We start from the raw sequence: 14,028 nt of genomic DNA on the forward strand, positions 1-14,028 counted from the left end.
GGAACCTGTTAACGTCAAACCTTAGTTCAGCGCCTTAACCAGATCCTTACGCTGGGTTTCCAGAGCCGTTACGCGCTTACACACGTCGCGACCAAAGTTCTGGAAGTCCTGCTCCTGATTATTCCATTCGTTCTTGATGGCCTGCTGTAGCCCACCCAGGTTGCCCATAATCGCCTGCAACGGGTTGCCATTGCTGTTGGCGACCTGCTTGACGCCCATTTCGTTCAGGCTGTCCTGCAATACACCGCCCATGCTCTGCTGCACGATATTGCGGCCATCCTGCTCCACCTGAGCGATCGCCTTGTGGTGGAACGTGAGGCCGTCGCTGCGGTGTTCAATAATACGGTTCATCTGCTGCTTCAACTGATCGTTGAGCGTGGTCAGGCGGTTGCGTACGTTACTGTCTGTGCCCAACTCCTGAACGATGACTTTATCCAGCGCTACCCGCGCCTTTTCCAGATGCTGCTGCGCACCCTGATCGATCCAGGGTAAGTCTTTACGCAATGCGTTCTGGTAGCTGAACGCCTTCTGGCGCTGGCTATCGTTGAGGCTCAATGCTTTGCCATCACGAGTGACATCGCCGTCGGCGGTGATTTGCAGGTTACCGCTGGCACCTACCACCTGTACGGTCTGTGGGCTGATAATCACGTCGTCCTGTGGCCTGACGCTGCACTGGTACTCGGCATGCGCCTGTGAAGCCGTTAACAACAGCAAGGCCAATCCGGTTCTCTTTAACATAGTTTCTCCTGACTCCCTTCCAACCGCATGTGCGATGGAGTTAAAAAATCGAACGGCTAATGCGTTGAGACAACAGTTCTAGTGCAGCAGTTCCCGCCAATGAGTTACCGGATGCATCCAGCTCCGGCGACCAGACGACAATCGACAGTTCATCAGGGACGATGGCGATGATACCGCCGCCCACTCCAGACTTGCCCGGCATGCCAACCCGATAGGCAAACTCGCCTGCGCCATCATACATACCGCTGGTCATCATCAAGGCGTTAATCTGCCGGGCTTGCAAGGGGCTGATCACCTCTTCGCCATCAAGCGTCCGGCCCTGGTTAGCCAGGTAGACAAAGCTGCGTGCCAGCTCAATGCAGCTCATACGTAACGCACAGTAGTGAAAATAGGTTTGCAGCACGGTCAGCACATCATTGTCGAAGTTACCGAACGACTTCATCAGATAGGCAATGGCGGCATTGCGGTCGGAATGCTCAAATTCAGAGCGCGCCACGCGGGTGTCATAGGATAGGTCATCAACGCCTGCCAACTGGCGCACCACTTCCAGCATCCGCTGCTTGGGAGCACTAAGCCGGGTTTGCAGCATATCGCATACCACCAGCGCTCCGGGGTTGATAAACGGATTGCGCGGTTTGCCCTGCTCCATCTCCAACTGCAGCAACGAATTAAACGGCAGGCCAGAGGGCTCTTTCCCCACCCGCTGCCAGATTTCACCTTCCTGATAACGCGTTAGCGCCAGCGTCAGGCTCAATACCTTGGAGATCGACTGGATCGAAAAGCGCTCCGTCGCGTCCCCGGCCTGAAACAGCTCACCGTCAACGGTACAGACGGCGATCGCCAGCCGATCGGCGGCGACTTCTGCCAAAGCGGGAATATAGTCTGCAACCTTACCTTGCCCAATCAACGGGCGTACCTGTTGCAGGATCTCTTCCAGCAACGCGTTATCTAATGTTGTTACCACCGCGCTCACTACTCCAGAAAGGACACCAGATAAAACAAAGGTGCCATTAAGGCACCTTCGGCAATGCTAATCGGACGGGATCAATCCCACCAGATGTCGAACAGATCGCTGGTTTTCACATCGTTCAGCTTACGTGCTTCCAGCCAGTTTTTGATCAGCTCACGGTGTTCGTCGGTGCAATGGCCAATCGTCTGCAGGCAGATCAAACCTTCCCACTGCAGATAGCCACTGCCGTCAAACGCCAGGCCGTTCGGCTCGATCACTTCCTCGATAAACGCGTCCAGGGTGCTGTCGATATCTTCAACGGCGGTCCCTTCAGCAAAACGCCAGGCTACAGAGAAGCCTAGTTCCTGAAACTCTTCGATATGCAACTTTTTACGTAAACGACGACTACGGTTCTTAGCCATTATTCCATCCTATTTTGATTTTATGGGTTTTTTAAGCGCTATGACTAAAATCTTAATTTTAACCTACAGTTAATCAACCATATGAATTTAAAGCACTTTTATTTTTTAAGCACTTATCTCGATCATTCTGTCTATTTTACCCTCTCCAGCCTCAGCTTGCCACTGCCAGGACGCGCTTAGACCATTAGCGTAATTTCGCCTAAATAGCCGTTCTAAAGAGTAGGTCACCAGAGGGAACTCGGTCTGATTTAAGCGATCTGATCAATCGCTGAATATCCCAAACCACCAACCGGACTGAGGTATGCCGATCATAGCCCCCATACCCCGTACCGAACGACATCTAATGCAAAAACTATCCATAAACGCGTGACAAGAACCACACCCGCAGGCTGGGTGCCGTGCTGATGCTGCGGGCAACCGAGTCAGCTTTGTGGTCAGAACGCTCTGCTGCCCCCGTTCATCAGTGGGTCGATGGATTACTGGTTTACGTTGTACAGTATTGAAGGGCTTCAGTCCCTCCCCGCCAGGCGCATAAAGCGTGGCATGGAAGGGGCGGAAACTGTTTATGCCATTGAGGCAGCGTATTCACCAGAGATTAACTTTATAATAACCGGGATTAAATGAAGTCAGAATAGATGCCAATATGAGATCTGTTACGCTAACTTCCGTAAGACTTAAAAGGCAGATAATAATACGCTGTACCACTGCGCAGCGATGTCTGAAACGTAAGGGTCCACAGGGGCCTTAAATTCGCTGTATGGGCTAGCAAGATAAACTTAACGTCGTGAATTAAATCAAGCCAGAGTGCGACAAATACTTGCCAGATAGCATTTACCCTGTGATTGCCAGAATTTCAGTAGCATTAACATATTAAATTTGCGCGCCCCCCAGAAAGTAATGCCCCCTCCAGGCTAAAAATTAAAAAGGATGCGGAAACGCTGCATATTTAAGGAGCCATTAGATACGCAACGCCCGCAATCACGGGGAAAATTAACAATCAAGCAGATGGAGTAACAATAACCGTATAAGTACCACTATATATCCCTAAGGGGTAGGACTCGGCTCTGTTTACAGATTCAAAAAGGACTTTTACCCCACCATTTGGGTCAGGAACTTCTGCTAGTCTGGGATAGACTGGGATATTACTGTAATCATAATCAGCGTACACCATCCCCCCATCAAGCCGTATCCACTTAACGGCAAGTTGCATGGCATCACCGTTTTGAGAAAGTAATGATTTTCTCGCTGGCTGAAGTAAACTCAGGGAGACATTTCGGGCATTACCGATAAAAAGAAATGGCGGTGTGGTAGCCGAGAGATACCCTTTATTTTCAACCAAACTTAGGTTTATACTGCCGTTAGTAACATCCTTGCCGTTCACGAAAATCTGCACGGCAGTTGAAACCTCGGCCTGAACATTGATGTCTGTTCGTACTGGCACAATTGCTGCACTCACCTTTACGGAACAGAAAACAGTAAGGGAATAAAAAAATATTTTTGACAGATGCAAAATGACAACCCTCATTAACTGTCCGGAATAATCACAGCTGTTAAAACATCGGAAAGTTTAGTCCCTGCGGCTATCCCTCCCACCTGTGTTGAAGGCAGTAAGAATTCAATCTGAACGATATCAGATGTTGCTTCGCCAGCGGCAACCACGCCACGATACTCATCGCCTGGAGAAATATTTACGTCATGGATCATAACCTTATATGGCACATGAATATCTCCCTGTACAGATTTTAATTGATAACTATTATCCTTCATCTGGCTTGACTCAAATTTCAAAATATATGGCTGTGCCAGATTACCAGCATATTGAGTTTTACTGATACTCAACATTAACCTTTGTCGAGCATCCCTAAACGCATTAACCTCACCAAGTAATAATGTCGCCTTGTTGAATGATGCCTGTAACGCTGGGGCCGCTGTGGGCAACAGCGTCAGATCAAGGTAAATATGATGAATGACTGGCCGGTTACCTTCGTTGATGAAAGTAATACTCCCCAATAATATTTTTTGCCCATACAATTCCTGAAGATCACTTTTAAATGCTCGCTTATCGACGTTAACTATCTCTGCTTTAACAGCCGGACGTTGCAATTCGGTTGGTCCGGTAATATTTATCGACTGACCGCAGCTCATCATCTCAGACGAATGTTTTCCACTTCCTGAGACGGCACTGAAGGAAATATTGACTGACGAAAGTCGACCCAGGCCACTAAGCCGGTTCCCTTCACAGGTACCATAACCGGCAGGCATAATCTGGATGACTAATGCCTTGCCCGCTGGTTGCGGTTGCGAAACAATATTCGGCGCCATGTCAGTCACCGCTCCTTGAGTAATACTCCAGCCACCTGCCGGCAGGGGACGAAGGAGTAACTCATTTGCCAGCGCAGAGTGAATATTAAACATTAGCAATATCATGGACAGTAGACGCATAATTATTTATTCCTTTAGCCTACAGTCTTGATATCTGTAAGTGGTTTTATCCATCTCAAAGGCCAGATTATGCTTAACATGCAAGGAACGATTGGATGTCGGGTAAACATTAAAGTTTACTTTGTCCTTCCTGCCATCAATGACCAGATTCCTTAACTCACTACGGACATTCCCGGTTGCACTAATTTCCCAGTTATCACCATTGCAACGAATAGCTACTCCTGTCGTATGTTTACCTTCTGGTAAATAGCGTAATAGCACATCATAGCCGATGGCAAACCGGACTTTTCCTTTATCTATTTCATGTTCAGGATAGCTGGGGCGAATTCGTAGCCGATACACTTTCTCCACATCTACTGCTTTAAGTGGCATCAATCGTACTTTTCGCTCTTCACCATATGGCACAACCATCCGTGAAGGAGAATAGATAATTTCAGGGTCCTCCTGAGTCAGCACTTTTTCCAGCCGCTCTTTTTCAAAACCTGGATTGATTACGGAGTATAATTCTAGCGTCACAAATTCATATTGCTGACTATCCGAATTTGTATTGGTATCATCAGTAGAAACCTGAAAATTTGACTTTACAGTTAAATAGTTGTCTCTTGGCGAGTTACTTTTGACTTCTTTAATAATTGGAAATACTTCAATTGCCTTAACTGAATCAACCGAAAGTAGACAAACTGAAACGACAACAGAAAGCATTGTAGCACTACGACTTAACCTCACACTGAACCTCTCGAATTTGCATTACGCCATGTGTTAATTTGATATTTTCATTCTGCAATGGACACTGGTATTTGATGCCATCTTTTTCTACTTTAAGACTGCCCAACTGACTATGAATATTGAGTATAAAGTCACCAACAAAGTAGCCTTCACTGTCAGTGATCGCATTGCCCCCCACGATGCGGGCATTAGGCAAAGGATACCCCTTAGAATAAACACGGCCAGTTACGGTTTGATTTTTCGTTGCCATCAACTTTACATTATATACTTGGCCTGGAAGCGCCCATGTCGACGCAGAGCGGGTGGACAAATTATAAAATTGATTTATTTCATCATTAAACAACTGTTCTGCAATAGGTAAAATCTTACGATAAGGTTGTATGTTAAGCGTCGTTTTTTTACCCCCCATAACGACAACCCCCTGGCTATCACGATTATTGATTTCGAAATACTGACCGCGAGGCAGTTCAGTCGCATCGATAATCAAGGCAGACGTATTATCGGTTTTACCCCACGCCATGGAATTATCGCCTATGGCGAAACCACTACGTTGGGAAAAATAGTACTGGTTATAACTTCCGCTGCCGAGCGTGTGAACTATTCCCGCTGAGCTGTATCCTAGATTATTATCAACTAACAGGCTGCCTCCTGCGCTACGTTGATTGCCCTGACTTTGACTGGCGCTGGCGCTCAGTGAATAGATCCCACTTCGGTCAAAATCGGGATTGTATAAATCTACGGCATAGTCAGTACTGTAATCAGCTTTTTCCTGCGGGTTATCACTGAGCTTACCACGCAGGTTAAGAGTCTGATAGTGGTTAAAGCTCTGCTCACGGAATCCGAGGGTAAAGTTTGCAAAAAAACGGTCGTCATTGCTTTTACTCAATGAGTCACGTCCCGCCAGCGTACGGATAGATTTATTTGAGGCCTGATGGTAGCCCAGCTCGACACGCAAGTTCATCATATGTGAAAGAGGCATATCCCGGTTTAATGAAATATCCCAGGAATTATAGTTATTTTTATCACGCATCTTATACTGCTGATATTGAGTGTTCATGCTATATGTTGCTGAAAGCCCGATATTCCATGGTATAAAAGTTGTGGCACCAAGCTGAAAAAAATTAAAGTCATAAGCTGGCACCGCGCCCTGCCGACGGTAATCCGGCTCGTCACCACGATAGCGATGGCTACGGTAGCTAAGATTAAGACCCAGATGATTAAGGTTTTTATTCATCCCCAGTTGATAGCCATAGCTACCATCATTGCCAATGATAAAATCGGTATGCAGTTGTTCTGCAACCCAGCTGTCAACCGGTATATCCAGGTTGCCATTGAGGTAGGAATTACTATAATCAAGTAACGCACCACCGCCAAAAGAGACGACAGAGCTAGTGGTATAACCCGCAGCGAAACTCGCCAGTGTACTACGGGCGGATTTATCACGTCGTTGATTGCCCATACATTCAACGCACTCATAATTACGACTGGAAATGACGTTAGACTGTTCCCGGTCGTAACTACCAACCTGAAGAGTATACTCGAGATCGCCCGAGCGGAACATTCCGCTACGCTTGAAGAACGGTTGAATTTTAGTTTCACGGGCACCATTTGTCAGGATGGTAACAAGTTGTACATCATAGCCCCCCATCGGCCAGCTATCCGTATTAAGGGTTTGCAATCCCGGAGGTAATTGCTGTAAATCAATCATTTTTCCATTAGCATAAATCTCAACCGTACCTGACTGCGGCAGAAAAACAGTGACACCGGAGGCAGCCCCTCGCGTCAGATCCAAATAGTTATCGGTCATATATCCTACCGATATCCCATCAAAACTCAGAGGATTGAAAAAACTGTAGCGCAATGAGGGAGTGCTATAAGTATAGTTATCATTAATACGCTGGCGACCAGCCTTGAAACGCGTACTATTTTTCTCAAAATATAATGTCAGTTCATCAATATGATATTTTATTTCTTTCGAGTAACTCCATGCACCTTTTAAATAGCTATTACCGGTAAGATTTAATGTATCTACCGATGAAAAGGTAAAGCTATCGCCATAACTATCTGCTAAGAAATTTGCATTGTGGTTATGTACGAACCCGGACTGTTTTTTATAAGTAATATAATTTTTTTTAGTCACACCCTCAGAAGAGGAAAAGTACTCTGCAGGTAACAACAGGTGCAAAGAAGCATCAGAACTGTTTATCCACACAGTAATGCTATGATTTCCAAATTCCTGCCCCGCCACTCTTTTCAAAGGTGCAGAAAGTTCTTTTAGTAATTTATTTCTATCTACACTTAATGCAGGCATATCTGCGGCGGTTAACTGCTCAAATATATTTTGCGGTGCATCTAGCATGACCTTATCGTTATCGAAAAGTGCAGTGAATGAACCGATAGAGGCGCCGCTATAAATAAAATCAAATATTTCGTTTTGTTGAGCATTGAAAATCTCTTCAAATCCGACAGGCAATTCTATTACGGAAGCCTGAACAGTAAAAGGCCTTAAACCCATGCACCATACAAAACATACCATTCCTAGCGCCATTCTACTTTTCATACTTCCCTGCCAGAATTAAAGCGTTGGTTTTACTAATAATGTGAAGGAGTTTGCATAACCACCCTGGGAATAATTACCCGCTAGGGATTTTGACTTGAAATGAACTTTAAATCCATTAGTCGAGTTTGCAAACAGTATATTCTTAAGAACAGGAATAGAAATCATCTGCAAAGCTGACGAGTGATTATTATTGAAAACAAACTCCCCCGTAAGATTGATGACATTATCTCTTCCTGACAACGAATAGAGAGTAAAATCCGAATCGGAAAATACCACTTCAGCACCCGGAATATTTCCTACTATATAAAATGAGGTAGAGGTATTTTCAAAATGTTTTGAAGCCCCATTTATAGGTAATGGGAAATCAATTTCACCGTTACTGATCGGACGCAACTTATAATATAGCGCCACTCGTGGTATCGACTCCGCATTAATATTAACGTCAAACTTAGGTGACTCTATTGCAACACAGTCCGTCATCGCTACGATTATGATAACGAGAGTAATTATTGTTTGAATTAGTTTTATCATTAAAAAACAGGGTCAGTTACCTAACCCTGACACTCGATTAAGAGTTAGGCTTTCGCATTTACGTTAGCGTAAACTACGCCGGTGTAGTTACCCTGTCCCAGTTCGCTGTATTTAGCGTCAGAAACAAACTTGAATGCCACCGGCAGCTCGCCATGGGTGCCGTTAGCTTGCAGGGTAAAATCTTGAGAATCGCCTGACTTAACGTAAGCTTTCTGACCCACTTCAGTGATGGTATTAATTTTATAGCTTAAAGAAGACAACGTGTCACGATCGGTGCTGTACAGAGTAAAAGCACCACCACTTGCGTTCTGGCCATCGTCAAGGATCAGTGAAACCTCCAGCTTTGCCACGTCATTGTTCCACAGACGCAGTGCCGGAGTAGTCGCTTCCATGAAGCCACTTGCAGCAGGCTTTAACTCAACATCAAGATCGGTCAGAGGACGGCCACTTGCATCGGTGATGTGCGCACTGTCAGGTACGTTAGCGCTAACGTTGAATTTAGTATCATAACTTGCTGGCGTTGCGGCAAATACTGAAGCAGAGAACATAGCACCAGTGATAAGAGAAAGCGCGAAAATCTTTTTCATTTGTTTAGTCCTTAAAAGTACAGATATTTTAGTAATTACCCCATCCATTAAAGGATGGCATTAATTACATCCGCATTAGCAAGATAATATATTCCTTCTCACCCTGCCAATGATAGAGAATATTAACATCACTAATCCTTATTTACCTGATTGAGACCTTATAAATCCGTATAAAAGTTTAATTAGTTATTATCTAATAATCTTTAATCGTGTTGTGCCCTACTTCTTCAAATACGGCCCGGCGTAATGAGTCTTCAAACTGTCTCAGACTATGTGGGGTATAGTAGTTAGTGGCCCCTACGCAGGCACTCCAGTTTACCGTCGGATTATAGCCTAGTGCGATGAAAGCAATCTTACCTATCGCCCTACCAACCTGTAGTGAATTCCTCACTTTGTCGCACATCCCTGCGGCAATGAGATTTCGAGTGATAGGAACCTTCGCTGCATCAGGGTCGTCCATACCATCAGAAATAATTACTAACACTTTACGGTTGCCACTTCCCTTTGCCAAAACCTGCGTACCAGCAAGTACACCGGAGCTAACTAGCGTCCCCCCATGGGCGGTCATTGCATTGATTTTTGAAATATCTGTCATGCTACCGGTGAGCGGAATTTGTTTGGCATTAGCGAATTTAAGACACAGATCTTCGTAAACATCATCGATCGGTACGTTAATATCGTCCACCCTATTGGGGATAGCCGCAACGGTGGCACGGCTATCAATGTACTGGCCCAGATTTTCCATAGACTCAAACTCACTGAGGATCCCTTTGGGGGCCGGCACGCGAGTCACAAATTGTGGAGTACAGTGATCTCCGGTACGCGTCCCCCAGCTAAATGGTACAAAACCAACTTTATTGCCTACATTCTGTGAAAAAAGCTCATTCGAGAGTTTCAGAACGATTCTTTTTAGCTCCGTAATCTTCTGATAGCCATCGATGTAATCGGTCATCGAACTGGAGAAATCCGTGACAAAAACCACATCGATATTTGAACGATACTTACGGGCTGCCGCATTGTTACCCACCACAATTTTTTTCCCGAAGTTAGGGAAAAGAGGCGATGCAAGCCAGGCATCTTGCACGGTCTGACCAGAAACTCGGTATTCGACATAAGATAGATTACCATCGTATCCAGAACGTCCATTTAACACAGTAATTTTTGGTGTATATACTGCCGTATTGTGGCGCATGTAAGCATTAAAATAAGCGGTAGCAATAACGTTATTACGGGGATTTCCTGCTCCGTTATCTTCTGCAGTTAGCGCTAGTGCAGCTTGTTCCATCGCATCAGATAGTCTGGCTTTGTCTGTGATAATCCTCGATCCTTCAAGGCCCAACGTTGCCATTGCAAGCAGAAAACCACTCATCATGACGAAGCTGACGGCAAATGCCCCTCCCTGATCGCGAAGAAATGCTCCTGGCGTCTTCAATAATCTTCTAATTTTTAACATGATTTACCTCGGTTCATGATTAATGTTATCCATACCAACCTTCTTATAAAGCTCACGTATGCGGCTGGCTGACCAAGAAAATGGCAGACCTGTTTCCGTTGGTAAAAACTCAGTGGCGGATAACAATTAATAATGATGAATTAGCGAACCATAACGGATGCATACGATGTCATCACCGGCTTAGTCCATAACCCGCTGGTCATCCTTGTATAGATACTAGAAGTGGGTGCACAAACCGTAATTTGATAAATAGGCACCCAGCGGGTATAACTTCCTCTGGGAGATAGAGCCAGTTGTCTGGACAGTAATACCGGAGGCGCACAGCTAACGGATGAGTTATTTGCCGTCCATAACCGATACATCTTTAAATTTTTTGAAGTATCATTAACATTAGAGGGAGGATAAAAATGCGCCTCTTCTACTATCAAACCAATGGCATTTTGGTCTATTGCAGGGTCCATATCTGCCAATATTTTCTTTGTTAGTAAAAGCGCACTATCAACGTCGTATTGCGATAAATTTTCACGCGCAGCGTACAGTTGCGTTCTTTCTCGTAGTACTCCGGCTATCGAATAGGCAGTACGATCCAGGCGTCCAATCAGTGCCTGACGCATAACTAAATCCCCAAGGAAATAAATAAATGTTACCAGAGCAATAGCGATAAAGACGAACTCCACCGTTATCGACGCTCGCTGATCAGTCCATAAATTCCGAACGTTCATATTCCTGAACAAAAATCACCTCTCGGATAAATGTTGATTCTTTCCATGCATCAGGTACCGGAAAAAAAATAGGTTGATAGCGATATCTTACAAAATATCTTGCCAACGGTTTATTTCTTCCACTGACTCCACCACCGCTATAAATCATTTCAGCTATTGAGCTAGCATAAGAAACGTTTATAGCCAGCATATCTTTTTCAGCCAGGAAACCCCACAAGGTTCCTCCCTGCTCTGTCATACGTTGTCTGAAGCGAGTCTGGTAATCATTACCACTAGCAGATGAGTAATTTTTTGCGTCCTTAGCTCCCTCAGATATAGCTAAATCTAACACCGAGGATATATATGCCATACGAGCAATTTCAGCGACAAACATAACCATAAAGATGAACAATATAACGGTTAAAGAAAATTCAATACTGGCTACGCCACGGTTATTTTTAAAAAAAACCGAAATTAATTTCTTCATATTTTCATTTTATCGGTTAATAGGACTTGACTAAGCGATTCGATGAGATCGTAAGGATGCTCTGAGAGATTTTCTCTTTCAATAATATTGTAAGCCGATTGCAAATCCGATGTCTTAACCAGTGCAAACACCAGGTTATGCATCATCACTCTGCTCTTTTTACCACGAAAATATTGTGGTAGTAACATGGCAACGGCATCACTATAATCTCCATCCATGATTGATAGCATGGCTAAATTGTTGATACTTTTCTCATCAGCAAGAAAATGGTCACGGGCAGACAACAGGAAGCGACGCGCAGCGACAGAGTCTCCATTTAGCGCACTGGCAACACCTTGTAGGTTCCAGGCTTCAGCATTATTCGGGTTTCTCTTAATCATATTTTGAGTCACCGCTAGCGCCTTATCATATTGTCCTAAATATATTAGGTCCTTAGTTAACAGTATGTCCGTTTCACTATTCTCCCCAGCCAGTGGTTCCAGATAGTAAAGGGATGATTTATAATCACCAGCTTCATGATAATAAAAAGCCAGTTTAAAACGGTCCTGAGGATTATTTCGCTCTTTTAAACTTCCACGATATAAATTGATCAACCCATCGTAATCCTTAGTTTGTAACAAGACAGTTTCTTTTACTTTATCATCTCGCGCAGTTTTCCCTTCCAGCAAATTACAGCCAGATAGTATTGTGCAAAATGAAACAATAATAATTGATTTCTTAAAAAACAGCACTTTTCATTATCCTTAAAATACCTGGCGCCGCGATCAAAACGACAATTGGGAACATGATAAATACAATAAGAGGAATGCTCATCTTTGCTGACAGGCTTCCAACCTTCTCCTCAGTATCAAGTAGTTGTAACTCACGAATTTCTCTTGATATCTCGAGGAGGTTCTCATATAAAGAGGTCCCATAAAATACACTTTGCTGAAGTGTAGAGCAAAACATGCGCATTTCCGTTTCCTCCATGGATCGGTATAGTTCTTCTAGGCCAGACTGCAGACCACTGACATCCGCCTTTTTAACAACAATTAACATTAGACTGGCTAAATTTGGATCAATTTCATGGAAATTATCACAAACAAACCGTAATGCACTTTCAACAGTCATCCCGGATTGCACACAAACCGCCACAAGATCGATATAGTATGGAATTGCGTCAATGAGTAATTTCATACGCGTTTTCACTCCCATATTGACCAGAATGCCTGGAGTGACAATAATTATCACTAACACAATCAGTAATATCATCGCCAACTCCTGCATTGACAGGTTCCATGCACCTGTAAATTTTAGCAGTAGAGCCCCCCCTCCTACAGCACCACACAACCTCAATTTCAGGCTAACTTTTTTATCAAGTAGATCCAGGCGACTTAACCATAAATTGTTGTTAATAATAAGTAAGCGGTGATCAATAGTCGTCAAAATTTCATTACTGTTCGACTCGTGACTTTGCTCAATAATTTTTTTCTGGCTCGACAGTGACTGCATTCTTAGCAGAGTACAGATTGTCACTACCAGACCAAACACTAGGGTTACGCTATATATAAATATCATTACGTCGCCTTACGTAATAGCAGCCAGATAATAAACATACCCAAAGCCTCACTACTCACTGCATAGTATAAGATCATTCTCCCCAGCGGATCGTTAATAATAAAGTCATAATTCTGCGGACTCAAAAATTTCATGCTTATAAAAAACAAGATAGGGATCGCTGCAACAATCTTCGCCGAAGAACGTGCCTCTGATGTCATGGCCTTTTTACGCCGAGCGATAGTTTTACTATTGTTAACTATCCGGGAAAGTCGACTAATAAGCACACGTAACTGTCCACCACGCTGAATACTAATCAAAATAATCACAGAGAAAAAGTAGAACTCGCGGTAAGGATAAAGCCCCCTGGCATCCTTCATTACCCTTTCAGGTTCTTCACCCAGATTCAGTCTTCGCGCGATACGATTGAAAGTCTGCCCCATTTCTCCATCGATCCCTTGACCACAACGCTGCAATGCCTGATGAATGCTGTTACCTGCCGAAACCGCAGCATTGATAATCGACAACGCTTCTGGGAAGCGAGCCTCATAGTTTTTATGATGCAGCATCCGGCCAATATTAATCTGCCCAAAAAATATCGTTACACTAGTGATAATGATCAGCCCAATCCAATCAAAATGCAACCAGAGGTAGTTAGATATTAGTGCCGCTAATAAAAACAAAAAGGCAATAATTAACCCACGCATTCCTTTTATTGTATTATCGGAAATGGCATACAAACACCATTCATCCAGTCGTTTTCTTAAGAGATTTATAATACCGAACCTGGCTACAGACCGTTCTGCCGCTCCTATAGCGCCTTTCATCATACGACGCCAATAATACAGATTGACTAATAGCAAACCTAGCCCGAAAAAAAACAATAAATAGTACAT

At 44.1% G+C, this 14,028-nt stretch carries 15 protein-coding genes and 1 pseudogene; 1 reads left to right on the top strand and 15 read right to left on the bottom strand.

Features of this window, described 5'->3' with window-relative positions:
- Positions 1–21: 21 nt before the first annotated feature.
- The 3 genes from WN53_RS03045 to WN53_RS03055 all read right to left on the bottom strand — a co-directional run bounded on the left by WN53_RS03045 (position 22) and on the right by WN53_RS03055 (position 2,109).
- Positions 22–738: a YggN family protein gene (locus tag WN53_RS03045; protein ID WP_024484045.1), complete on the bottom strand. Its 717-nt coding sequence runs from the start codon at positions 736–738 to the stop codon at positions 22–24.
- A 40-nt stretch (positions 739–778) separates the two neighbouring features.
- Entirely contained in the window at positions 779–1,702 is a 924-nt protein-coding gene (glsB, locus tag WN53_RS03050; RefSeq protein ID WP_024484046.1) for a glutaminase B, read from the bottom strand.
- 80 nt (positions 1,703–1,782) lie between these two features.
- Entirely contained in the window at positions 1,783–2,109 is a 327-nt protein-coding gene (locus WN53_RS03055; RefSeq protein WP_021806298.1) for a YggL family protein, read from the bottom strand.
- 301 nt (positions 2,110–2,410) lie between these two features.
- Here WN53_RS03055 and WN53_RS28890 point away from each other — a divergent pair.
- Positions 2,411–2,649, top strand: a pseudogene (locus tag WN53_RS28890) (IS630 family transposase); the annotation flags it as partial.
- Positions 2,650–3,106: 457 nt separating this feature from the next.
- Here WN53_RS28890 and WN53_RS03060 read toward each other — a convergent pair.
- The 12 genes from WN53_RS03060 to WN53_RS03110 form a co-directional block, all read right to left on the bottom strand.
- The gene (locus WN53_RS03060; RefSeq protein ID WP_024484047.1) at positions 3,107–3,634 is read right to left on the bottom strand and encodes a hypothetical protein; all 528 of its coding nucleotides are present in this window, start codon (positions 3,632–3,634) and stop codon (positions 3,107–3,109) included.
- A complete protein-coding gene (locus WN53_RS03065) occupies positions 3,634–4,551 on the bottom strand; it encodes a hypothetical protein (protein ID WP_024484048.1) in 918 nt (305 codons plus the stop codon). Before WN53_RS03065 ends, WN53_RS03060 begins: the two co-directional genes overlap by 1 nt.
- A 6-nt stretch (positions 4,552–4,557) precedes the next feature.
- Positions 4,558–5,253 (bottom strand): hypothetical protein, encoded by a 696-nt coding sequence (locus tag WN53_RS03070; protein WP_235166944.1) that lies wholly within the window; start codon positions 5,251–5,253, stop codon positions 4,558–4,560.
- A gap of 7 nt (positions 5,254–5,260) precedes the next feature.
- A complete protein-coding gene (locus WN53_RS03075; protein ID WP_174469072.1) occupies positions 5,261–7,837 on the bottom strand; it encodes a TcfC E-set like domain-containing protein in 2,577 nt (858 codons plus the stop codon).
- Between the two features lie 15 nt (positions 7,838–7,852).
- Complete coding sequence (locus WN53_RS03080) at positions 7,853–8,248, bottom strand: hypothetical protein (RefSeq protein ID WP_152526584.1); 396 nt, start codon at positions 8,246–8,248, stop codon at positions 7,853–7,855.
- A gap of 164 nt (positions 8,249–8,412) precedes the next feature.
- On the bottom strand, positions 8,413–8,955 hold the full coding sequence (locus WN53_RS03085; RefSeq protein ID WP_024484052.1) for a hypothetical protein: 543 nt from the start codon (positions 8,953–8,955) through the stop codon (positions 8,413–8,415).
- Positions 8,956–9,148: 193 nt separating this feature from the next.
- Positions 9,149–10,408 carry a TadE/TadG family type IV pilus assembly protein gene (locus WN53_RS03090; RefSeq protein ID WP_024484053.1) on the bottom strand — a complete coding sequence of 420 codons (1,260 nt, stop codon included), beginning with the start codon at positions 10,406–10,408 and terminating at the stop codon, positions 9,149–9,151.
- 140 nt (positions 10,409–10,548) lie between these two features.
- Positions 10,549–11,130, bottom strand: a complete 582-nt coding sequence (gene tadF / locus WN53_RS27060) for a tight adherence pilus pseudopilin TadF (RefSeq protein ID WP_080660672.1) — start codon at positions 11,128–11,130, stop codon at positions 10,549–10,551.
- Positions 11,105–11,596 carry a TadE/TadG family type IV pilus assembly protein gene (locus tag WN53_RS03095; protein ID WP_046808004.1) on the bottom strand — a complete coding sequence of 164 codons (492 nt, stop codon included), beginning with the start codon at positions 11,594–11,596 and terminating at the stop codon, positions 11,105–11,107. The genes tadF and WN53_RS03095 overlap by 26 nt, the downstream gene beginning before the upstream one ends.
- Entirely contained in the window at positions 11,593–12,327 is a 735-nt protein-coding gene (locus WN53_RS03100) for a tetratricopeptide repeat protein (RefSeq protein ID WP_051346258.1), read from the bottom strand. The genes WN53_RS03095 and WN53_RS03100 overlap by 4 nt, the downstream gene beginning before the upstream one ends.
- On the bottom strand, positions 12,314–13,021 hold the full coding sequence (locus tag WN53_RS03105) for a type II secretion system F family protein (RefSeq protein ID WP_235166946.1): 708 nt from the start codon (positions 13,019–13,021) through the stop codon (positions 12,314–12,316). Before WN53_RS03105 ends, WN53_RS03100 begins: the two co-directional genes overlap by 14 nt.
- Before the next feature lie 131 nt (positions 13,022–13,152).
- Complete coding sequence (locus WN53_RS03110; RefSeq protein WP_024484057.1) at positions 13,153–14,028, bottom strand: type II secretion system F family protein; 876 nt, start codon at positions 14,026–14,028, stop codon at positions 13,153–13,155.

The sequence above is a fragment of the Serratia fonticola genome (assembly GCF_001006005.1).
Taxonomy (GTDB): Bacteria; Pseudomonadota; Gammaproteobacteria; order Enterobacterales; family Enterobacteriaceae; genus Chania; species Chania fonticola.

Coding starts and splice junctions, on each gene's coding strand:
- WN53_RS03045 (WP_024484045.1), bottom strand. CDS start 738: ATGTTAAAGAGAACCGGATTGGCCTTGCTGTTGTTAACGGCTTCACAG.
- WN53_RS03055 (WP_021806298.1), bottom strand. CDS start 2,109: ATGGCTAAGAACCGTAGTCGTCGTTTACGTAAAAAGTTGCATATCGAA.
- WN53_RS03060 (WP_024484047.1), bottom strand. CDS start 3,634: ATGAGGGTTGTCATTTTGCATCTGTCAAAAATATTTTTTTATTCCCTT.
- WN53_RS03065 (WP_024484048.1), bottom strand. CDS start 4,551: ATGCGTCTACTGTCCATGATATTGCTAATGTTTAATATTCACTCTGCG.
- WN53_RS03070 (WP_235166944.1), bottom strand. CDS start 5,253: ATGCTTTCTGTTGTCGTTTCAGTTTGTCTACTTTCGGTTGATTCAGTT.
- WN53_RS03075 (WP_174469072.1), bottom strand. CDS start 7,837: ATGAAAAGTAGAATGGCGCTAGGAATGGTATGTTTTGTATGGTGCATG.
- WN53_RS03085 (WP_024484052.1), bottom strand. CDS start 8,955: ATGAAAAAGATTTTCGCGCTTTCTCTTATCACTGGTGCTATGTTCTCT.
- WN53_RS03090 (WP_024484053.1), bottom strand. CDS start 10,408: ATGTTAAAAATTAGAAGATTATTGAAGACGCCAGGAGCATTTCTTCGC.
- tadF (WP_080660672.1), bottom strand. CDS start 11,130: ATGAACGTTCGGAATTTATGGACTGATCAGCGAGCGTCGATAACGGTG.
- WN53_RS03095 (WP_046808004.1), bottom strand. CDS start 11,596: ATGAAGAAATTAATTTCGGTTTTTTTTAAAAATAACCGTGGCGTAGCC.
- WN53_RS03110 (WP_024484057.1), bottom strand. CDS start 14,028: ATGTACTATTTATTGTTTTTTTTCGGGCTAGGTTTGCTATTAGTCAAT.